Raw genomic sequence first — 20719 nt, forward strand, 5'->3', positions numbered from 1 at the left:
CACCCAAGATAACTTGGGTATCGTTACATGAATACATAGTGTAACGAGGCGAACCGGGAGAACTGAAACATCTAAGTACCCCGAGGAAAAGAAATCAACCGAGATTCCCTCAGTAGCGGCGAGCGAACGGGGATTAGCCCTTAAGCATCTTGGAAGTTAGTGGAACGGTCCTGGAAAGGCCGGCGATACAGGGTGATAGCCCCGTACACGAAAACAACCTTGATGTGAAATCGAGTAGGGCGGGACACGTGACATCCTGTCTGAATATGGGGGGACAGATCCTCCAAGGCTAAATACTCCTGACTGACCGATAGTGAACCAGTACCGTGAGGGAAAGGCGAAAAGAACCCCTGTGAGGGGAGTGAAATAGAACCTGAAACCGTGTACGTACAAGCAGTGGGAGCCCTTCGGGGTGACTGCGTACCTTTTGTATAATGGGTCAGCGACTTACATTTTGTAGCGAGGTTAACCGTATAGGGGAGCCGTAGGGAAACCGAGTCTTAACTGGGCGTCTAGTTGCAAGGTGTAGACCCGAAACCGGGTGATCTAGCCATGGGCAGGTTGAAGGTTGAGTAACATCAACTGGAGGACCGAACCCACTAACGTTGCAAAGTTAGGGGATGACCTGTGGCTGGGGGTGAAAGGCCAATCAAACTCGGAGATAGCTGGTTCTCCCCGAAAGCTATTTAGGTAGCGCCTCGGACGAATACTACTGGGGGTAGAGCACTGTTTGGGCTAGGGGGTCATCCCGACTTACCAACCCCATGCAAACTCCGAATACCAGTAAGTACTATCCGGGAGACACACGGCGGGTGCTAACGTCCGTCGTGAAGAGGGAAACAACCCAGACCGCCGGCTAAGGTCCCAAAGTTCTGGTTAAGTGGGAAACGATGTGGGAAGGCTCAGACAGCTAGGATGTTGGCTTAGAAGCAGCCATCATTTAAAGAAAGCGTAATAGCTCACTAGTCGAGTCGGCCTGCGCGGAAGATGTAACGGGGCTCAAACCAGGCACCGAAGCCGCGGATTTGCACTTAGTGCAAGTGGTAGGGGAGCGTTCTGTAAGTCTGCGAAGGTGTATCGAGAGGTATGCTGGAGATATCAGAAGTGCGAATGCTGACGTAAGTAACGATAAAGGGGGTGAAAAGCCTCCTCGCCGGAAGACCAAGGGTTCCTGTCCAACGTTAATCGGGGCAGGGTGAGTCGACCCCTAAGGTGAGGCCGAAAGGCGTAATCGATGGGAAGCAGGTTAATATTCCTGCACGACTTGTAATTGCGATGGGGGGACGGAGAAGGCTAGGTGGGCCAGGCGACGGTTGTCCTGGTGAAAGTGCGTAGGCGGTACCTTTAGGTAAATCCGGAGGTGCAACGCTGAGACACGAGACGAACACACTACGGTGTGGAAGCCATTGATGCCCTGCTTCCAGGAAAAGCCTCTAAGCTTCAGATTACAAGTCATCGTACCCCAAACCGACACAGGTGGTCGGGTAGAGAATACCAAGGCGCTTGAGAGAACTCGGGTGAAGGAACTAGGCAAAATAGTACCGTAACTTCGGGAGAAGGTACGCTCTTGTTGGTGAAGTCCCTTGCGGATGGAGCTGACGGGAGTCGCAGTGACCAGATGGCTGGGACTGTTTATCAAAAACACAGCACTCTGCAAACACGAAAGTGGACGTATAGGGTGTGACACCTGCCCGGTGCCGGAAGGTTAATTGATGGGGTTAGCGCAAGCGAAGCTCTTGATCGAAGCCCCGGTAAACGGCGGCCGTAACTATAACGGTCCTAAGGTAGCGAAATTCCTTGTCGGGTAAGTTCCGACCTGCACGAATGGTGTAACCATGGCCATGCTGTCTCCACCCGAGACTCAGTGAAATCGAATTCGCCGTGAAGATGCGGTGTACCCGCGGCTAGACGGAAAGACCCCGTGAACCTTTACTACAGCTTGGCACTGAACATTGAACCTACATGTGTAGGATAGGTGGGAGGCTTTGAAGGCGTGACGCCAGTTGCGCTGGAGCCGTCCTTGAAATACCACCCTTGTATGTTTGATGTTCTAACGCAGGGCCCTGAATCGGGCTCGCGGACAGTGCCTGGTGGGTAGTTTGACTGGGGCGGTCTCCTCCCAAAGAGTAACGGAGGAGCACGAAGGTTGGCTAATCCTGGTCGGACATCAGGAGGTTAGTGCAATGGCATAAGCCAGCTTAACTGCGAGACGGACAGGTCGAGCAGGTACGAAAGTAGGTCATAGTGATCCGGTGGTTCTGAATGGAAGGGCCATCGCTCAACGGATAAAAGGTACTCCGGGGATAACAGGCTGATACCGCCCAAGAGTTCATATCGACGGCGGTGTTTGGCACCTCGATGTCGGCTCATCACATCCTGGGGCTGAAGTCGGTCCCAAGGGTATGGCTGTTCGCCATTTAAAGTGGTACGCGAGCTGGGTTCAGAACGTCGTGAGACAGTTCGGTCCCTATCTGCCGTGGGCGTTGGATGATTGAAGGGAGTTGCTCCTAGTACGAGAGGACCGGAGTGAACGAACCTCTGGTGTTCGGGTTGTCACGCCAGTGGCACTGCCCGGTAGCTAAGTTCGGAATCGATAACCGCTGAAAGCATCTAAGCGGGAAGCGAGCCCTGAGATGAGTCATCCCTGACCCCTTGAGGGTCCTAAAGGGCCGTTGGAGACCACAACGTTGATAGGCGGGGTGTGTAAGTGCAGCGATGCATTGAGCTAACCCGTACTAATTACCCGTGAGGCTTAACCATACAACACCCAAGAAGTGTTCTAAGGCTTGTAGCAAATACGAACGAATTACTTACGTCAGCTTTCTCAGATTGAAGAATTTGCCTGGCGGCAATAGCGCCGTGGAACCACCTGATCCCATGCCGAACTCAGAAGTGAAACGCGGTAGCGCCGATGGTAGTGTGGCATTCGCCATGCGAGAGTAGGACACTGCCAGGCACCCAATTTTAGATTACGCGGATAGCGTGGTCTTTACCGGTTAGTGTGCTGATATGGCTCAGTCGGTAGAGCGCATCCTTGGTAAGGATGAGGTCCCCAGTTCGATTCTGGGTATCAGCACCATCTTTAAGTTAGTTTTAAAAGCTTTTGCCTGACGGCAATAGCGCCGTGGAACCACCTGATCCCATGCCGAACTCAGAAGTGAAACGCGGTAGCGCCGATGGTAGTGTGGCATTCGCCATGCGAGAGTAGGACACTGTCAGGCACCTATTTAGAAGAGGCCTCCCATTCGGGAGGCCTTTTTGCATTTCTGCGTTCCAAAAATCTGCCATGCCGCCGGCATTTTAGTAAAAGTGCTGGGCTATCAAGGGATTGCCCGTTACTCTTTAGCCGTTACCGATTAACACGTGATGCTGCCAGCGAGGTATTGATGGCTACGTTGAAGGAAATTGCACAGGAAGCGGGGGTTTCTCTCGCGACGGTATCCCGGGTACTGAACGAGGATCCCAGCCTGAGCGTCAAGGAAGAGACCAAGCAGCGGATCTTCGAGATTGCCGAACGGCTGGAGTACAAGACCAGCAGCGCCCGCAAGGGGGTACACAAGAGCAAGCTGCACTTTCTGGTGGTCTATGCCTATCCCCAGAGTACCGAGGTCAACGATCCCTACTATCTCGCTATCCGTTATGGCATCGAAACCCAGAGTGCCCGCCTCAATATCGAACTGACCCATCTTTACAACTGCGGTGAAGGGCGCGAACTGAGCGCCGTGGATGGCATTCTGGTAGTCGGCACCCTCACAGCTGAGCGTCTGGCCCAGCTAAGGGCTTGTTCCAGCCAGCTGGTGTTTGTCGACTGCCGTTCACAGGGAGAGTTCGACTCGGTCGATGTGGATCTCGCTCTGATCAGCCAGCAGGTCGTCGACTACTTTATTGCGCAGGGGCACCAGCGCATCGGCTATATCGGTGGCCAGGACGAGAATCCGGATCTGCGCGAACTGGCCTTCCGGGAGTATGGCCAGCGGCTGGGGGTGGTGCAGGAGAGCGATCTCTATCGTGGGGACTTCTCCAGCGCTTCCGGCTACCAGTTGGCGAAGGAGATGCTGGCCGGCGACTGGCCCAAGGCGCTGTTCGTCGCCTCCGACTCCATCGCCATCGGCGTGCTGCGTGCCATTCATGAGAAGGGACTGGCGATTCCCCAGCAGATCGAGCTTATCAGCGTCAACGATATTCCGACCGCCAAGTTCACCTTCCCGCCGCTCTCAACGGTGCGGATCCACTCCGAGTTGATGGGCTCCCAGGGGGTTAATTTGCTGGTTGAGCGGCTGCGAGACGAGCGGGATATTCCACTCCGGGTGCTGGTACCGAGCAAGTTGACCCTGCGCGGCACCACCCGCTGATTTTAGTAAAACATTCTGCTTTTTAGTCGCGCCATCATGCGGTGGTGCGACACCTCTCCCAAGCAAACCTCTTTCCCATATCATCCAACAACTTCATATCATATTGTTTTATAGTTGATTTTATTGCAGATCAGCTAGCTACTATCAACATCCATGCCACTCATCCATATCTTGCCCTCCTTTATCTCCCGCTTCTGATCTCGCTCACAAAACAATCTATTCATTGTGATCAGGTTAAAACTTTACCAATCCAAAGCTGATATTTAGTAAATTTTTATCTAGAGTTTACCCAGTCAAAGTTGCCTTGTTCCGGGAGGACATGTGAATAACTGGGAAAACGTCCAATTCGTTGGTGAAAACAGGCTGGCCCCGCGCGCCTACTTCTTCTCTTATGCCGACCACGCGCTGGCGGCCACCATGCAGCGGGAGCTGAGCCGCCGTTTTCTGAGCCTTGGCGGCCAGTGGCAGTTCCACTACTTCGACCACCCCCTGCAGGTGCCGGAGGCCTTCTATCACAGCCCCATGAGCGAGTGGGGCCAGATAACCGTGCCCAACATGTGGCAGATGGAAGGACATGGTCAGCTGCAGTACACCGACGAAGGCTTTCCCTTCCCGATCGACGTGCCCTTCGTGCCGACCAACAACCCCACCGGCGCCTATCAGCGCAGCTTCACGCTGAGCCCGGCCTGGGATGGGGAGCAGGTGATCATCAAGTTTGACGGGGTGGAGACCTACTTCGAGGTCTATGTGAACGGGCACTACGTCGGTTTCAGCAAGGGGAGCCGCCTCACCGCCGAGTTCGATATCAGTGCCTACGCCAACATTGGCGAGAACCTGCTGTCAGTGCGGGTGATGCAGTGGGCTGACTCCACCTATATCGAAGATCAGGACATGTGGTGGATGGCGGGGATCTTCCGCGACGTCTATCTGGTGGGCAAACCGGCCGCCCATGTGCAGGACTTCTTCATCCGCACCGCGCTGGCCGATGACAATCAAAGCGCCACCCTGAGCTGTGATATCCAGCTGGAGAATCTGGGGGCGGCAGCCCGTGATCACCGTCTGGTCTGGTCGCTGCTGGATCAGGGCAACGAGATCGCCAGCGGCTCGCTCGACCATCTCGCCATCGATGGCAAGTGTGATTGCCGCTTCACGCTGGATCTGGCCAACCCCCATCTGTGGAGCGCCGAAGATCCTTACCTCTACCAGCTGCAACTCTCCCTCTACAACGGTCAGGGCGAGCTGCTGGAAGTGATCCCGCAGCGGGTCGGGGTGCGTGAAATCAAGGTCAAGGATGGCCTCTTCTACGTCAACGGCCACTACCTCAAGCTGCACGGGGTGAACCGCCACGACAACGACCACCTCAAGAGCCGTGCGGTCGGCATGGATCGTGTTGAACGCGATATCGTGCTGATGAAGCAGCACAACCTCAACTCGGTGCGTACCGCCCACTACCCGAACGACCCGCGCTTCTATGAGCTGTGCGACCAGTACGGTCTGTTCGTGATGGCGGAGACCGACGTGGAGACCCACGGCTTTGCCAACGTCGGCGATCTCAGCCGCATCACCGATGACCCCTTCTGGGAGCCGGTGTTTGTGGATCGCATCGAACGCCACGTGCACGCCCAGAAGAACCACCCCTCCATCATCATCTGGTCGCTCGGCAACGAGTCCGGCTACGGCTGCAACATCAGAGCCATGTACCAGCGCTGCAAGGCGATCGACCCGACCCGGCTGGTGCACTACGAAGAGGATCGCGATGCCGAGGTGGTGGATGTGGTCAGTACCATGTATTCCCGCGTCTCCCAGATGAACTGCTTCGGCGAGTTCCCGATGGCGAAGCCGCGCATCCTCTGCGAATACGCCCACGCCATGGGTAATGGCCCGGGTGGCCTCAGCGAATACCAGCAGGTGTTTGACCGCCATCCCCACATTCAGGGTCACTACATCTGGGAGTGGTGCGATCACGGCATTCTGGATCAGGACGAGCAGGGGCGCCCGGTCTACAAGTACGGCGGCGACTACGGCGACTACCCCAACAACTACAACTTCTGCATGGATGGCCTCATCTATCCGGATCAGACCCCGGGGCCGGGCCTGCGTGAATACAAGCAGGTGATCTGCCCGGTCAAGGTGCGCGCGCTGGATCTGGCGAGCGGCAAGCTGGCGGTGGAAAACCGCTACTGGTTCTCCACTCTCGACGATATCCGCCTGCTGGTCGAGGTGAAGGCCGAGGGCGAACTGCTGGCCAGCCAGCAAATCCGGCTGGAAGGGGTTGCCCCCGGTGCCACCACAGAGCTGCAACTCGAACTGCCATCCCTGGATGGGCGGGAAACCTTTGTCCAGCTGCGGGTCATCAAGGCCAGTGCCACCCGTTACAGCGCGGCGGAGCACGAGCTGGGCCAGTACCAGTTCCAGCTGAAGGCATCGACTCGTCAGCTGCAGCCCTTTGCCAATCCCAACGCCACGGCGTTGCAGATCGCCGATGAGCGCCTCGCGCTGACCCTGAGTGGCAGCGGCTTTGCCCTGCGCTTCTCGCGCCTCGATGGCAAGCTGGTGAGCTGGCAGCAGGACGGTATCGAGCTCATCGAGCGCTCGCCACGCCTCACCTTCTTCAAGCCGATGATCGACAACCACAAGCAGGAGTACGAGAGCCTGTGGCACCCGAATCACCTGCAGATCATGCAGGAGCACTTCCGCACTCTGAGCTGGCGTCAGCTGGGTGATGTGGTCGAGGTGACGGTAGAGAGCCTGATCGCGCCGCCGGTGTTCGATTTCGGCATGCGTTGCCGCTACGTCTACACCCTGAGCCCGAACGGCCAGCTGCATGTAGCGCTGTCCGGTCAGCCCTACGGCGGTTATGACGACATCATTCCCAAGATCGGCTTCGAGCTGGGCATTCGTCAGGATCTCGACCGGGTGCACTACTACGGCATGGGCCCGGGCGAGAACTATCAGGACAGCCGCCAGAGCAACTGGATCGACAGCTTCAACAGCACAGTCGGCGAGATGTGGGAGCACTACCCCTTCCCGCAGGACAACGGCAACCGCCAGCAGGTGCGCTGGGCGACCCTGACCAACCGTCACGGCGCCGGTCTCTACGTGCGGCCCGATGCCCCCATCAACCTGAGCGTCTGGCCCTACAGCTGGGAGCATATCCACGCGGCGCAGCACATCAACGAGCTGGAGCCCTGCGGTTATCTCACCCTCAATCTGGATCACAAGGTGCTGGGGCTCGGCTCCAACTCCTGGGGCTCCGAGGTGCTGGACTCCTGGCGGGTGCGCTTCGAGCCGTTCAGCTTCGGCCTGACCCTGCTGCCCATCGCCCGTGGCAACCTCAATCCGGCTGCGCTGGCCGGGCTCGATCTCACCATCAACGGCGGGAGGAACCTCGCATGATCACCCTGGACAACCTGACCCTGTTCAAAAACATCTACCGGGAGGGCAAGAAGTGGGGCCGCTGCGTGGAGGCCATCAACAACCTGGCCAACCTCAAGCCCGGTATCTGCCACTCCATCGGTGACTCCCTCACCTACCGCTTGCAGGAGGGGGCCAGCCCGGCCACCTCCCTGTTCGAGGGGCAGCGCCGCTACTTCGACGTTCACTACTACCTGGAAGGGGAAGAGACGGTGGAGTGGACTGCCAAGAGCGAGCTGGTGGTCGAGCAGGCCTATGACGACACCACCGACCGCGAGTGGCTGGCTGGCGAGGTGCGTGAGCGCCAGCAGGTGGGCAACGGGCAGGTGGTGATCTTCGAGAACGACGAGGCCTACCGATTCGTCGGCGACGGGCTGGTGCGCAAGGTGATCATCAAGGTCACCGTCGAAGGCGGCTACTTCAAAAACAAATAACAAGCCGCCGGTTCTGCACTGATAAAGCCGGAAGGGCGGGGCTCACCCTACAACCCATGCCCCGCTCTTTCGCTAGATAACTACAGGTCTGGAGATGCACCATGTCTGATTCCAAACGCAACACGATAGGCAAGTTTGGTCTGCTGTCGCTCACCTTCGCGGCGGTATTCAGCTTCAACAACGTCATCAACAACAACATCGAGATCGGTCTGGCCTCGGCCCCGATGTTCTTTCTGGCCACCATTTTCTACTTCATTCCGTTCTGCCTGATCATTGCGGAATTTGTGTCACTGAACAAAAACTCCGAAGCGGGGGTGTATGCCTGGGTGAAGAGCTCCCTCGGCGGTCGTTGGGCCTTTATCTCCGCCTACACCTACTGGTTCGTGAACCTCTTCTTCTTCACCTCGCTGCTGCCGCGGGTTATCGCCTACGCCTCCTATGCCTTCCTCGGCTACGAGTACATTCTCACTCCGGTGGCGACCACGGCCTTGAGCATGGTGCTGTTTGCCTTTGCCACCTACGTTTCCACCAACGGCGCCAAGATGCTTGGCCCCATCACCTCGGTGACCTCGTCCCTGATGCTGCTGCTGACCCTCTCCTACATCCTGCTGGCAGGTGCGGCACTGGTAGGCGGCGTGCAGCCGGCTGATCCCATCACGGTAGAGGCCATGGTCCCCGATTTCAGCTGGGCCTTCCTCGGCATCACCACCTGGATCTTTATGGCAGCCGGTGGCGCCGAGTCAGTGGCGGTCTACGTCAATGACGTGAAAGGGGGATCCAAATCCTTCGTGAAGGTGATCATCGTCGCCGGGATCTTTATCGGCGTGCTCTACTCCATCGCCTCGCTGTTGATCAACGTGTTCGTGCCGAGCGGTACCCTGAAATATACCGGCGGCTCGGTGCAGGTGTTTGAAGGGCTGGCGGCCTACTTCGGCCTGCCGGAGATCCTGATGAACCGCTTCGTCGGGCTGGTCTCCTTCACCGCCATGTTCGGCTCCCTGCTGATGTGGACCGCGACCCCGGTGAAGATCTTCTTCTCCGAAATCCCGGCCGGCATCTTTGGCAAGAAGACGGTCGAGCTCAACGAGAACGGCGTGCCCGCCCGGGCAGCCTGGATCCAGTACCTCATCGTGCTGCCGCTGATGGTGATCCCGACCCTGGGCTCCAACACAGCGCAGGATCTGATGAACACCGTCATCAACATGACCGCCGCCGCCTCCATGCTGCCGCCGCTGTTCATCATGCTGGCCTACCTCAATCTGCGTCTGAAGCTCGATCACCTGCCGCGGGAGTTCAAGATGGGTTCGCGCACCACCGGCATCGCCGTGGTCTCGGTGCTGATCGCCATCTTCTCGGTGGGCTTCCTCGCCTCCACCTTCCCGACCGGCGCCGACATCATGACCATCATCTTCTACAACGTCGGCGGGATCGTGATTTTCCTCGGCTTCGCCTGGTGGAAATACAACAGATACGAGGCCTCCCTCAGTGCCGAAGCGCGTGCCAAAGAGGCCCAGCCGACAGCGCAGGTTGCCATGCAGACGCCATAGGCACTGAATTAAATCCCAATCAAATCGGGTGGCCGTTGGCCACCCGCAAACCGTTGAACCAGAAAAGGAAAAGAGAATGAGCGAGACGATCGAGTTTGCCGAATTCAAGCGGGTCGAGATGAAGGTGGGCAAGGTGCTGGAGGTGGTGCGTCACCCCGGTGCCGACAAACTCTACATCGTCCAGATCGACGTGGGTGGCGAGCGGCCGCTGCAGACCGTCACCAGTCTGGTGCCTTACTACAGCGAAGAGGAGCTGATGGGCAGCGAGGTGGTGGTACTGACCAACCTCAAGCCCACCAAAATGCGCGGTGAGCGATCCGAGTGCATGTTGCTGTGCGCCGAGACCCCGGACGAGAGCCAGAGCGTGCTGTTGCAACCGCGGGTGCCGATGGCGCCGGGCACTCCGATCGTCTGAACGGGATTGCGAGCCGGTGCGGGAGACGGTACCGGTTCAGCAACGAGGCCGTGCACGCGGCCCGATCATAACAAGAGAGTAAAGCGCGGGGCCGACAGACCCTTGCCGAACACATCACAGAGTCACAGCGCTCCCCGCAGGGAGCGCAAGTCCACTGGAGGACACCATGTCTGAATCCGTACGCGGCACCATAGGCAAGTTTGCCTTGTTGTCGATGACCTTTGCCGCCGTGTTCAACGTGCGCAACATCGTCAACAACAACATCGAGCTGGGGCTCAGCTCCGCCCCCATCTTCCTGCTGGCGACCATCGTCTACTTCATCCCGTTCGTCTTCATCATCGCCGAGTTCGTCTCGGCCAACAAAAACTCCGAGTCGGGGATGTACGACTGGCTGAAAAAGCCGCTCGGCACCCGGATGGCCTATCTGGGCTCGTTTCTCTACTGGTTCGTGAACCTGTTCTGGTTCGTCTCCCTGCTGCCCAACGTCATCGCCTACGCCTCCTACGCGATGCTGGGCTATGAGTACAGTTTCTCGCCCATGGTCACCTCAGTCATTTCCATCGTGCTGTTTGCGGCGGCGACCCACATCTCCACCAAGGGGGCGAGCTGGCTCGGCAAGATTGCGGAGATCGTGGCCTACGGGGTATTTGCCCTGTTCGCCATCTATGTGCTGGGCGCCCTGATGGCCCTGAGTGGCGATCATGTGCCGGCCCAGCCCATCACGCTGGAGGCGATGACTCCCACCGTCAACTGGGCGACGCTCGGCATCATGTGCTGGATCTTCCAGGCGGCGGGCGGTGCCGAGACCGCAGCGGCCTACCTCAATGATGTGAAGGGCGGCCAGAAGTCCTTCATCAAGGTGATCATCAGCGCCGGCATCGTCATCGGTGCCATGTATGCGGTCGGTTCCCTGCTGGTGAACGTGTTCGTGCCGCGCGAGAGCCTCACCTATGCCGGCGGCATGGTGGAGATCTTCACCGGCATGGCCCAGTACTTCGGGCTCTCCGAGGCGCTGGTGGGCCGCTTCGTCGGCGTGGTGCTGTTTATCGCCATGTTCGGCTCCATGATGATGTGGACCTCGGCGCCGGTGAAGATCCACTTCTCCGAGATCCCGCAGGGGGTTTACGGCGAGAAGACCACCCAGCTCAACGAGCACGGCGTGCCGGTGCGCGCCGCCTGGTGGCAGTTTGTCTTCGTGTTCGCGATGCTGGTGGTCAACGGCTTCGGCTCCGAGTCGGTGCAGCAGATGATGAACACTGCCATCAACCTCACCGCCGGTACCGCCATGCTGCCGCCGATCTTCATCATGGTGGCCTACTTCGTGTTCCGCTGGAAACATGACGACACCCCCCGCGACTTCCGCATGGGGTCGCGCAAGTTCGGGATGGGCGTGGTGTCGGTGCTGATCGCCATCTTCGTGGTGAGCATGAGTGCCTCCGCCTTCCCGGCCGGGGTGGATCTGGTGCGCGCCTTCTTCATCAACGTCTTTATGACCGCGGTCTTCTCGGCGCTGGCCTACTGGTGGATCTCCCGCTTCGAGAAGCGGCAGGCCCGCAAGCTCGCCGGCAATGAGAAGAAAACCGGCAACGGCACGCTGGCCAGCCAGCGCTGATCGGCTGAGTGAAAACACGGAACGGGCGGCCTTGGTCGCCCGTTTTTTTTATCCATTTTTAGCCGTTTGGGAGCTGTCAGGGCCGCTTTATCGTCAACTTTTGCTACTAGATATGGCGAAGGCGTTAAGCATTGATGAACAATTATTCGCCGCTCAACTTTGCGCCTCTCCATTATCGGGGTAAGCTGGAGGTTCGTTTTAGCGGGAGGTGCCAGACATCTCCCGCTCTGTTTCTTGTCCTCCCCAATCCTGACTGTCGCCATGGCTGCAGGATGCCCTTCTGATGGAGACCTTTCGTGCGTCTGGATCCCTTTACTGTTGTGCTGATTGCGGTGGTCACTCTGGCCTCCCTCTTTCCCTTCGAGGGGCAGGTGGCTGTCTGGTTCGGTCTGCTGACCAAGCTGGCGGTGGCGCTCCTGTTCTTCATGCATGGCGCCAAGCTGTCGCGCCAGAACCTGCTGGCGGGTCTCGGCCACTGGCGGCTTCATCTGGTGGTGATGCTCAGCACCTTCGTACTGTTTCCGCTGCTGGGGCTGCTGCTCACCCCGCTGGTGCCGAGCTGGCTGAGCCCGGCCATCTACCTCGGCTTCCTCTATCTCTGCGCTCTGCCTGCCACCGTGCAGTCGGCCATCGCCTTCACCTCGATGGCGGGGGGCAATGTGTCGGCGGCGGTGTGCAGCGCCTCGGCCTCCAGCATCCTCGGCATCTTCCTCTCGCCGGTGCTGGTGGGGATGATGATCCACGTGCAGGGGGAGGGGATCGACACCTGGCACTCCATCCAGTCCATCATGATGCAGCTGATGCTGCCGTTCGTGGTGGGCCACCTGTCGCGCCCGCTCATTGGTCGCTGGGTCGACAGCCACCGTCCGCTCATCGGCAAGCTGGATCAGAGCTCCATCCTGCTGGTGGTCTACGTCGCCTTCAGCGAGGCGGTGGTGCAGGGGATTTGGCATCAAGTAGGCTGGTACGATCTGGCCAGTATCGTGCTGCTGAGCTGCGTCTTGCTGGCGCTGGTGCTCTGCTGGAACGTCTGGATCAGCCGTCGCCTCGGCTTCGACAAGGCGGACGAGATCACCATCGTCTTCTGCGGCTCCAAGAAGAGTCTGGCCAACGGGGTGCCGATGGCCAACGTCATGTTCCCGGCCGCCAGCGTCGGGGTGATGGTGCTGCCGCTGATGATCTTCCACCAGATCCAGCTGATGGTCTGCGCCGTGCTGGCGCGCCGCTATCACGAGCAGGGGCATTGATACTCGCGCCGTTTTGACAGCCATAACAAGAGGGAGGCCCGTTGGCCTCCCTCTTTTCATCTGCATGCAGATCGGCGGATTAGCGTTTGCGCCAGACGGTGAGCTGCGCCACCGTGTGCTGGTACTTGCGGGCGGTCTCGCGGATGACGAAGGGCACACCCCGCGGCGGGCAGTGCTCCTCGAACTCCGCCGCCAGCAGCCGTTGCAGCGCCTGATAGGTGGTGAGCGCCTCGCCGTTTTCGCGAATGCCGCCGAGCCAGTTGGCGGGCGGGGTATATTCCGCCAGCCAGGTATAGGGGCTGGTGAGCACCAGCAGGCCACCGCTGCGCAGCCGGGGAGCTATGTCCCGCAGGAAGCGGGCGGGCTCCCGCAGCCGGTCGATCAGATTGGAGGCGAGCACCAGATCGTAGTGGTCATATTTGGGCTTGAGGTTGCAGGCATCCCCCTGACTGAAGTGGATGCGCTCAGCCTGACTTGCCCCCAGCCCGTGGCTCGACAGGCGCGCCTCGCAATACTCCACCAGTTCACCCTCCAGCGGAATGGCGTAGCGGAAGCTGTCCTGACTGGCGAGGGCCAGCGCCACATCGATGAAGCGGGCCGAGTAGTCCACCCCGTCCACATGCTGGAAGTGGCGGGCCAGTTCGAAGCTGGCGCGGCCGGTGGCGCAGCCGATATCCAGCGCCCGCTGGTGGTTGCTGCAGAGCTCGCCAGCAAGATCAGCAAGCGTCTTGGCGTAGTTGGCTACCCCGAAGTGGCTCGGGCCGTACTGGAAGTCGAGATATTGAGCGACCAGCGTGTCGGTTTCATAGGGATTCACGATAACGGGTTCCTGATAACGGGAGACCAGATAGCGGAAACCCGCATGCTGGAAGAAGTGACGCCGGAAGGCGTAACGGGATGATTTGAGCGCTTCGTTACCCGTGCTGATCCAGCTGCCGCCCTTGATCAGGGTGTGCTTGCCATCAAAGGTAGGGGTGGAGAAGTCGTCGTAGAGCGGGTGGATTTTAAAGCCGTCGAAGCCATCGATGGCGGTGCTGGTCCACTGCCAGACATTGCCCACCAGATCGAAGAACTCCCCTTGCGGGCAGGCATCCACCGGGCAGGAGGAGGCGAAGCGGGTCAGATTGATATTGCCGGGTGCCTGCGTCCAGTCCGGCTGATCGCCGGGTAGCTGTTCGCGCAGCAGCTGCCACTCTGCCTCGCTCGGCAGCTGGATGGGGAGTCCGGTCCGGGCCGCCTGCCAGCGACAGAAGGCTGCCGCCTCCAGCTGATTCACCTCGACCGGCCAGTCCCATGGCATGGCGACCTGCTCGGTCATCAGCCGCAGCTGCAATTGCCCGGGCTCGGCGGGGTCACCCACCCAGAAGGTGGGCATCTGCGCCTTGGCGTACTGGCACCAGCCCCATCCCTCCTCATCCCACCACTGTTGCTGGCCATAGCCGCCCGCATGGACGAAGGCGAGGTACTCGGCATTGCTCACCAGCATGCGGCTGGCCTGAAACGGGGCCAGCTCGATATGGCGCTCGCCATATTCGTTGTCCCAGCCGTAGGTGGCGTCCTGCTTGCCAAGGCGCACCTTGCCGCCGGCCACCGGCAGGAGACTGTTTGCTGGCACCTGATCAATGCGGTGGCGTGCTTCGGGGCAGGCGGGCCAATAAGGCTGCGGTCGCACCCAGGCGAGTGGCAGCTGGCGGATCAGCACGCTGGAGGTCTCGAGGTGGATTCGCTCGTGCTCTATCCCCATCAGGATGACCCAGGCCGGGCTCTGCCAGTCGATGGGCAGGGTGAGCGGCATCTGGCGAATAAAATCGCCCACCAGCGTACGGACTTTGGCCCGATAGCTGCGCAGCTCGCTGACTTTGGGCCAGTCGTAGTGGGTCTCGTCCAGATCGTCCCAGCTCATTTCGTCCACCCCGATGGCGACCATGGCCTCGATGCGGGCATCCAGCCGCTGGTCGATCAGGCGCGCCGCCAGCAGCTTGTTGATGAAGAAGGCGGCGGTGTGACCGTAGTAGAAGATGAGCGGATGGCGCAGCGGGATCGCCTTGTTGAACCAGGCCCGCTCATCGGCCAGACAGTCGAACAGTGAGTCGTAGAGATCGAAGGTCTGGCAGAAGTAGGCGAGCAGCTCGCGCCGTTTCTGCTCGGGATCGCTGCCGGTCAGCAACGGGGTGCGAGTCGGCTCCGGCAGACCGGTGGCAGTGGAATAGAGAGGGCTTGCTTGGGTCACGCTCTGACTCCTTGTTGGCAGTGAAGACTGACAAGACAGTGGTAATGACATTACCGCAATGGAGAGCTTGGTACGCACGAAGTACCACTATTGGCTCAACAGACCGGCAGGGCAATCCAAAACTTCCACGGCTTGTCAGCGTAGCGACCTCGCGAACGGCTCGCCAGCCAGCTCTCCACCTGCCTGTTAGGGGGTGGTCAGATTCGCCAAATGGTGGTCTAAATGGCTCTTTTTAATGCGTGCCACTTCTTACTGTTGATTTTATTTTTATTGAAAATCATATGGTTATCTTATGGCATGGCCATTGCTATCTGTGGTTTCATACGGCCTCTATTTTTGTGGTTTCGAACAGGGCCTGTCAGGTGGCTTATCAATAAATAAAAAGGAGAACAGTTATGCGGTGGATGATTGGCGTCTTGGTGGCGCTGGTGATGGGAGGTTGCAACGTCTTTGCCGACACCGAGATCAAGGGGGAAGGTGTCCCGGTCGAGCGCCAGCAGGCACTGGGCGAGCGGGTGACCCGGGTGCTGGCGGGAACTCCAGCTACCCTCCATCTGGTGGCGGGCGAGCAGCGCGGCATCCTGATCAAGGGGCAGGCAAATCTCTTGCCGTATCTGGAGCTGACCGAGCGCGGCAGCAAGCTGGAGATCGAGGTGAAGGAGGGTTACCGACTGCGGCCTACCGAACCGCTGGAGATCACCATCACCCTGCCAGAGCTCAGTGAAATGGCGCTGGCAGGTACCGGCAACGGCGATCTGAGCTGCTTCAAGGGTGAGGCGCTGGAGCTGTCGGTGGCGGGAACAGGTGGGATCGTCGCCAGCCAGCTGGAGGTACAGCGATTGAAAGGCAATATCGCTGGTGCAGGTAGCATGGATCTGGGGAGCGGCTCTGCCGCCAGCATCGAGCTGAACATTGCCGGTGCTGGCGATGTGCTGGGCAGCGAAATGCGTGGCAACGAGGTCGAGGTCAATATCGCCGGCAGCGGTGATGTGGAGGTGCGGGCCCAGAAAACCCTCAAGATCGGCATCGCAGGCACTGGCAACATCACCTACTGGGGTGACCCCGAGGTGGAGCAGCAGATCGTGGGCTCCGGCGGGGTGACCCGCGCGGGCAGCTGAAGCCAACCGATCACCACAACTGAAACAGGCCCGCAACGGGCCTGTTTTGTTTTTTCCAACATGGCGCGACTCCCCGTGCCATTTGTGCAAATTCTGCATAAGTGATGTTCCGGCCCGCCGGTTTTTCAATACATCCCGCTCCTTAATAATGCGCCTCATCCGCTACGGCGAACTTATCAACTACTGAGGCGTCACTGATGACTACATCATTACCTTTTGCAAATGCCGTGCTCGATGATCAGGCTCTGGTCAGCGGGCTCAAATCCATCCACCCGACCTGGGGCGACATGACGGTCCGCGTGGCCGGCGAAGCCTGGGGCATGCCGCTGCTCGACCAGAAGAGCAAGGCGCTCATCACCATCGCCATCGACCAGATGGCCCTCAACGTCAGCGGTGAAGGCAACCCCTTCGCAGCTCATGTCGATATGGCACTCAAGCAGGGGGCGACATGGCAGGAGCTCGAAGAGCTGATCGTCTTTGCATCTGTCTATACCGGCTTCAACAAGGGGGCGACCACCATGGGGGCGCTCAACAAATTGCGTCACGAGCGGGGGGATATCTGATGGCCATTCCAGGACTGAAAAAGCCCGATCATATCGGCTTTACCGTGCCCAATCTGGCAGAAGCGATCGCCTTCTTTCGCGACCACTTCGATTTCGAGCTGGCCTATGAGTTCGGGCCCTTTGTGGCGAGCGACAACTGGATGGCGGAGCACCTCAACGTGAATGCCCGCGCCGAGATCACCCGCATTGCGGTGATGAATGCCAAAGGGATCAATCTGGAGATCTTCGAGTTCGCCAGCAATATCGAGCGCAACCTCAAGGCTCCCAACAACGCCGATATCGGTGGCCACCATCTCGCCTTCTATGTGGATGACATGGTGGCGGCAGTGGCCTACCTGAAGGAGCAGGGGATCGCCGTGCTGGGTGAGCCGACCTGCATGACGGAGGGGCCGACAGCAGGGGAGTCCTGGGTCTATTTTCTTGCGCCATGGGGCATGCAGCTGGAGCTGGTCTCCTATCCGCAGGGTAAGGCCTATAGCCGTCAATCACTCGTCGCCCTGTTTGATCCACGATGAACGCGCTCCCGGTTTTGCTAATCGTGATGGCCGGCATGGGCCTCTCCTTCGAAGCGGGCCTGTTGGGCCCCCTTGGTGAACAGGTGGGCCATCTGTGGGCCACCCTGAGCATCTTCGGCGTGGGGGCTGCACTGCTCTGGCTGATCCGTTTCTTCACGGTGCGGGGGCCATCCACAGGGTGGCATGGGGTGCCGAAATGGCAGCTGATCGGTGGCTTGCTCGGCCCCGTCTATGTGGTGGCGCTCACTCTCTCGATCCCCATGCTGGGGGTAGCGATGACGATGATCTGCGTCCTGCTGGGGCAGGTGACCAAGAGCTTTGCCATCGACTACTTCGGCTGGTTTGGTATGCCGAAACGGGCAACCCGTCCTCTGCGGCTGGTGGCACTTGGCTGCATCGCGCTGGCGCTGCTGTTTACCTATCTGGGAGCAAACTGATGGTGCAGATTATCGTGTTGGCCATCGTCTCCGGCATGGCGCTCAGCGCCCAGGCGGCGATCAATGGTCAGTTGGGATCGCGGGTCGGTGTGGTGCAGAGTTCGCTGCTCACCTTCACCATGGGCACTGTGGTGACCGCCCTGCTGATCTTCTTCTTTGAGCCGCCCTATCAGGCGACCCTGCTCAGCGTGCCGAAGTGGCAGCTGGCCGGTGCCCTGTTCGGCATTGTCTACATGGTGGTGATGGTCGCGGCCATTCCACGGGTAGGGGTCGCCATCGCCACTGTGGCCACCATTCTGGGCCAGATGGTGATGAGTCTGGTGATCGATACCATGGGCTGGCTGGGCAATGCCCCCATTCCCCTCAACTACTGGCGCCTTGCCGCCATGATGGCCGTCGCTGCGGCGCTGCTCTGCATCTATCTGGCGAACCGACAACAGGAACAAGTAAATGAGTGAACAGGCAACAACCCTGATGGTCTTTTTCAATCTCAAACCGGGGACGAACGAGGCGGATTATCTGGTGTGGGCACGGGAGGTCGATCTGCCCACCGTGAACCGGCTCAACAGCGTCACCTCGTTCGAGGTGTTCAAGGGGCTGAAGATGCTGGGGCAGCAGAGTGCCTCGCCGTGGGACTACTTCGAAGTGATCCACATCGGGTCGGAGACGCAATTTCTGCAGGAGATCCAGAGTGCGCAGATGCAGCAGGTGATCCGTCAATTCGAAACCTTTGCCGCGGATGCCCACTTTATCTGCACCCGGGACATCACCACGCTGTAGCCGGCTCGCCAGTGGTGAAGGGGATACCACTTCTTGCCACTGGCTTGGCTGCCACAACATCAGAGGCTTTATGAAAAAACAGCTTGGCGAATACCTGCACGTGCTGGCCATCATCTTTCCGCTGACGCTGCTGATCCCGCGCTGGATGGCGCCGCTGCTGGCAAGATGGCAGCTCGACCCCGCCGCACCAGTCGCAGTGTTGCTCATCGACAGCGTGATCGTGGCCTGCGCCGTCTTTGTCTTGCTGCCGGCGCTGCACAAGCTGACCGGCAGGCTGTCTGGCTAAACCTGTCTGGCATCCCAGTAGCAGGGAGAGCCATATTTTCCCGCCAGAAAATCGATCACCACCCTCACCTTGGCGGCGAGCTGGTCGGTCTCCAGATAGAGCGCGCTGATCACCTGCTGCTCCACGCTGGTGGAGACGGTGAACCGGGTCATGATCGGCTTGAGCCGCCCGGTTTTCAGCTCCTCGCCGATGAGCCAGGTGGGGAACACCACAATCCCGGCACCCGCCACCGCGCCGGCAACCAGGGTATCGGCATTGTTGCTGTAGAGGGTGCCGCTCACCTCATAGGGTTGCAGCTGCTCCTGGCCGATGAACCAGCGTTGCAGGCCATTGCTCCCCTTGAAGACCAGACAGTTGTGCTGCGCCAGCTCATCCGGGCTGGCCGGTTCGCCATGGCGATTGAGGTAGTCGGGGCTGGCCGCCATCACGTAGTGCTGCTGGCCAAACTGTTTCATCCGCAGGGAGGAGTCTTGCGAGATCCCGATGCGGATCAGCAGGTCGATCGACTCAGCCGCCGGATCGACATAGTGATCCGTCTGCTGCAACTCGACCTTGAGCAGGGGGTAGCGCTCCAGCAGTTCGGTCAGATAGGGGGCAATGTGGAGCCGGCCAAAGGCGACCGGCGCGCTGATCCGGATGGTGCCTCTCGGGGTGTCCGCCCGCTGCTCGATCTGGCCGACCACCCGCTCATACTGCTGGAGGATCTCGGCGCACTGTTTGGCAAAGGCGACCCCCTCCTCGGTAAGGGAGATGGAGCGGGTATGGCGGTGCAGCAGTTTGGATCCCACCTTCTCCTCCAGCTGCGCCATCTTGCGCGAGACGGACGAAGGGGTCATATCCTGCCGACGCGCCACATCTGAAAAGCTGCCAAACCGGGTGGTCATCAGAAACAGCTTTATCTCCAACAACGAAACGTCGTAGTTCACGGGATTCCTCCTCCATCGCAATCCTCAAGGGTAATCGGCCGACCTTGGCCAGGGCAAGCTGGCGGGTCACTGCAGCAGGATGATGTTCCTCATAACCTGATTTAATAAGGGTAAGCGAGCATTTATTTGCCGGAAAGAATGGGATTATTCTTATGTATGACCGTGGAATAATATGAATAATATCTCCAATGGTTGCTTGTTATTAACCAAGGAGATGTGTGATGTCAGGAAATAAGGCTTTATTTGTTGCGCTGTTCTCTATTATGTCCGGTTATGCGATGGCAGATGATACTACTCCCGCGCCAACACCGACACCTATTCCGGAACAGAGTCGCGGTACTATTAATTTCACCGGTGCAATTATTGATGCACCCTGTTCAATTGCCTCCGAGAGCGTGAACCAGACCGTGCAGATGGGACAAATATCGAGTCGGGTGCTGGAGTTGAATAAAGAGGGGCCGCTGCGTCCTTTCGAAATTCATCTGGAAGGCTGCACGCTCGATACGGTCAACTCTGCGACCGTGACTTTCAATGGCATCGCAGACAACACCGAGAAGACCCGCCTGGCAGTCAGTGGTTATGCCAAGGGGGCCGCGATCTCTCTGGTGAGCCAGCATGACGGGCAAGAGGTGGTGCTGGGTCAGCCAACCAACGCCCTGACGCTGGTTGACGGTGATAATCGCCTGAAGTTTGGTGCCAAGGTAGTCAGTACCCTGCAGACGGGGGCCAAGGCGGTTGCGGGTGAATTCTCTGCCACCACCGACTTCGTCATGAATTACCAATAAGCGTTGTCACGACGACTGATTGCAGGCGCAAGGATGCGCAGTATTGATATGGAGCCAT

General features: G+C 59.0%; 17 protein-coding genes, 1 tRNA gene and 3 rRNA genes (1 of these 21 only partly in view). 19 read left to right on the forward strand and 2 right to left on the reverse strand.

The annotated features are described in order from the left end of the window. The 11 genes from WE862_RS04600 to WE862_RS04650 form a co-directional block, all read left to right on the forward strand. A 23S ribosomal RNA gene (locus tag WE862_RS04600) occupies window positions 1–2760 on the forward strand; it begins 130 nt to the left of the window's first position. Between the two features lie 81 nt (window positions 2761–2841). Continuing rightward, window positions 2842–2956 (forward strand): 5S ribosomal RNA (gene rrf / locus WE862_RS04605). A gap of 47 nt (window positions 2957–3003) precedes the next feature. Then, window positions 3004–3079: transfer RNA gene (locus WE862_RS04610), tRNA-Thr, on the forward strand. A 27-nt stretch (window positions 3080–3106) separates the two neighbouring features. After that, window positions 3107–3221: ribosomal RNA gene (rrf, locus tag WE862_RS04615) — 5S ribosomal RNA — on the forward strand. A gap of 165 nt (window positions 3222–3386) precedes the next feature. Beyond that, window positions 3387–4352, forward strand: a complete 966-nt coding sequence (gene ebgR, locus WE862_RS04620; protein ID WP_042031977.1) for a transcriptional regulator EbgR — start codon at window positions 3387–3389, stop codon at window positions 4350–4352. A 321-nt stretch (window positions 4353–4673) separates the two neighbouring features. Continuing rightward, window positions 4674–7748 (forward strand): beta-galactosidase subunit alpha, encoded by a 3075-nt coding sequence (ebgA, locus tag WE862_RS04625; protein WP_042031976.1) that lies wholly within the window; start codon window positions 4674–4676, stop codon window positions 7746–7748. Beyond that, window positions 7745–8200: a beta-galactosidase subunit beta gene (locus tag WE862_RS04630; protein WP_042031975.1), complete on the forward strand. Its 456-nt coding sequence runs from the start codon at window positions 7745–7747 to the stop codon at window positions 8198–8200. The genes ebgA and WE862_RS04630 overlap by 4 nt, the downstream gene beginning before the upstream one ends. Before the next feature lie 101 nt (window positions 8201–8301). Next, window positions 8302–9747, forward strand: a complete 1446-nt coding sequence (locus WE862_RS04635; protein WP_042031974.1) for an amino acid permease — start codon at window positions 8302–8304, stop codon at window positions 9745–9747. Window positions 9748–9823: 76 nt separating this feature from the next. After that, window positions 9824–10162 (forward strand): tRNA-binding protein, encoded by a 339-nt coding sequence (locus tag WE862_RS04640; RefSeq protein ID WP_005342042.1) that lies wholly within the window; start codon window positions 9824–9826, stop codon window positions 10160–10162. A gap of 166 nt (window positions 10163–10328) precedes the next feature. Next, complete coding sequence (locus WE862_RS04645; RefSeq protein ID WP_042031973.1) at window positions 10329–11774, forward strand: amino acid permease; 1446 nt, start codon at window positions 10329–10331, stop codon at window positions 11772–11774. 296 nt (window positions 11775–12070) lie between these two features. Continuing rightward, window positions 12071–13021 carry a bile acid:sodium symporter family protein gene (locus tag WE862_RS04650; RefSeq protein WP_042031972.1) on the forward strand — a complete coding sequence of 317 codons (951 nt, stop codon included), beginning with the start codon at window positions 12071–12073 and terminating at the stop codon, window positions 13019–13021. Window positions 13022–13100: 79 nt separating this feature from the next. On the opposite strand, the gene ovoA is transcribed toward WE862_RS04650, so the two are convergent. Next, complete coding sequence (gene ovoA / locus WE862_RS04655; RefSeq protein ID WP_042031970.1) at window positions 13101–15251, reverse strand: 5-histidylcysteine sulfoxide synthase; 2151 nt, start codon at window positions 15249–15251, stop codon at window positions 13101–13103. A 395-nt stretch (window positions 15252–15646) separates the two neighbouring features. Here ovoA and WE862_RS04660 point away from each other — a divergent pair, with 395 nt between their 5' ends. From WE862_RS04660 to WE862_RS04690, 7 genes are all read left to right on the forward strand, one after another. Further along, complete coding sequence (locus WE862_RS04660) at window positions 15647–16369, forward strand: head GIN domain-containing protein (protein WP_042031969.1); 723 nt, start codon at window positions 15647–15649, stop codon at window positions 16367–16369. Window positions 16370–16566: 197 nt separating this feature from the next. Then, the gene (locus WE862_RS04665) at window positions 16567–16932 is read left to right on the forward strand and encodes a carboxymuconolactone decarboxylase family protein (RefSeq protein WP_041209456.1); all 366 of its coding nucleotides are present in this window, start codon (window positions 16567–16569) and stop codon (window positions 16930–16932) included. Next, complete coding sequence (locus WE862_RS04670; RefSeq protein ID WP_042031968.1) at window positions 16932–17447, forward strand: VOC family protein; 516 nt, start codon at window positions 16932–16934, stop codon at window positions 17445–17447. Before WE862_RS04665 ends, WE862_RS04670 begins: the two co-directional genes overlap by 1 nt. Beyond that, window positions 17444–17884: a DMT family transporter gene (locus WE862_RS04675; protein ID WP_042031967.1), complete on the forward strand. Its 441-nt coding sequence runs from the start codon at window positions 17444–17446 to the stop codon at window positions 17882–17884. Before WE862_RS04670 ends, WE862_RS04675 begins: the two co-directional genes overlap by 4 nt. Continuing rightward, a complete protein-coding gene (locus WE862_RS04680; protein WP_042031966.1) occupies window positions 17884–18342 on the forward strand; it encodes a DMT family transporter in 459 nt (152 codons plus the stop codon). Before WE862_RS04675 ends, WE862_RS04680 begins: the two co-directional genes overlap by 1 nt. Next, the gene (locus tag WE862_RS04685) at window positions 18335–18664 is read left to right on the forward strand and encodes a hypothetical protein (protein WP_042031965.1); all 330 of its coding nucleotides are present in this window, start codon (window positions 18335–18337) and stop codon (window positions 18662–18664) included. The genes WE862_RS04680 and WE862_RS04685 overlap by 8 nt, the downstream gene beginning before the upstream one ends. Window positions 18665–18734: 70 nt before the next feature. Beyond that, complete coding sequence (locus tag WE862_RS04690) at window positions 18735–18950, forward strand: hypothetical protein (protein ID WP_033114723.1); 216 nt, start codon at window positions 18735–18737, stop codon at window positions 18948–18950. Here WE862_RS04690 and WE862_RS04695 read toward each other — a convergent pair. Then, complete coding sequence (locus WE862_RS04695; RefSeq protein WP_052448129.1) at window positions 18947–19876, reverse strand: LysR family transcriptional regulator; 930 nt, start codon at window positions 19874–19876, stop codon at window positions 18947–18949. The genes WE862_RS04690 and WE862_RS04695 overlap by 4 nt on opposite strands. A 221-nt stretch (window positions 19877–20097) precedes the next feature. Here WE862_RS04695 and WE862_RS04700 point away from each other — a divergent pair, with 221 nt between their 5' ends. After that, window positions 20098–20661, forward strand: a complete 564-nt coding sequence (locus WE862_RS04700) for a fimbrial protein (protein WP_052448128.1) — start codon at window positions 20098–20100, stop codon at window positions 20659–20661. Window positions 20662–20719 lie beyond the last annotated feature (58 nt).

Source organism: Aeromonas jandaei (assembly GCF_037890695.1).
Taxonomy (GTDB): Bacteria; Pseudomonadota; Gammaproteobacteria; order Enterobacterales; family Aeromonadaceae; genus Aeromonas; species Aeromonas jandaei.

Excerpts from the sequence above, each read along its gene's own strand:
- WE862_RS04660 (WP_042031969.1), top strand. The coding sequence starts at position 15,647 with ATGCGGTGGATGATTGGCGTCTTGGTGGCGCTGGTGATGGGAGGTTGC.
- WE862_RS04700 (WP_052448128.1), top strand. The coding sequence starts at position 20,098 with ATGTCAGGAAATAAGGCTTTATTTGTTGCGCTGTTCTCTATTATGTCC.
- WE862_RS04645 (WP_042031973.1), top strand. The coding sequence starts at position 10,329 with ATGTCTGAATCCGTACGCGGCACCATAGGCAAGTTTGCCTTGTTGTCG.
- ebgR (WP_042031977.1), top strand. The coding sequence starts at position 3,387 with ATGGCTACGTTGAAGGAAATTGCACAGGAAGCGGGGGTTTCTCTCGCG.
- WE862_RS04680 (WP_042031966.1), top strand. The coding sequence starts at position 17,884 with ATGGTGCAGATTATCGTGTTGGCCATCGTCTCCGGCATGGCGCTCAGC.
- WE862_RS04665 (WP_041209456.1), top strand. The coding sequence starts at position 16,567 with ATGACTACATCATTACCTTTTGCAAATGCCGTGCTCGATGATCAGGCT.
- WE862_RS04670 (WP_042031968.1), top strand. The coding sequence starts at position 16,932 with ATGGCCATTCCAGGACTGAAAAAGCCCGATCATATCGGCTTTACCGTG.
- WE862_RS04690 (WP_033114723.1), top strand. The coding sequence starts at position 18,735 with ATGAAAAAACAGCTTGGCGAATACCTGCACGTGCTGGCCATCATCTTT.
- WE862_RS04685 (WP_042031965.1), top strand. The coding sequence starts at position 18,335 with ATGAGTGAACAGGCAACAACCCTGATGGTCTTTTTCAATCTCAAACCG.
- WE862_RS04635 (WP_042031974.1), top strand. The coding sequence starts at position 8,302 with ATGTCTGATTCCAAACGCAACACGATAGGCAAGTTTGGTCTGCTGTCG.
- WE862_RS04675 (WP_042031967.1), top strand. The coding sequence starts at position 17,444 with ATGAACGCGCTCCCGGTTTTGCTAATCGTGATGGCCGGCATGGGCCTC.
- WE862_RS04640 (WP_005342042.1), top strand. The coding sequence starts at position 9,824 with ATGAGCGAGACGATCGAGTTTGCCGAATTCAAGCGGGTCGAGATGAAG.
- WE862_RS04630 (WP_042031975.1), top strand. The coding sequence starts at position 7,745 with ATGATCACCCTGGACAACCTGACCCTGTTCAAAAACATCTACCGGGAG.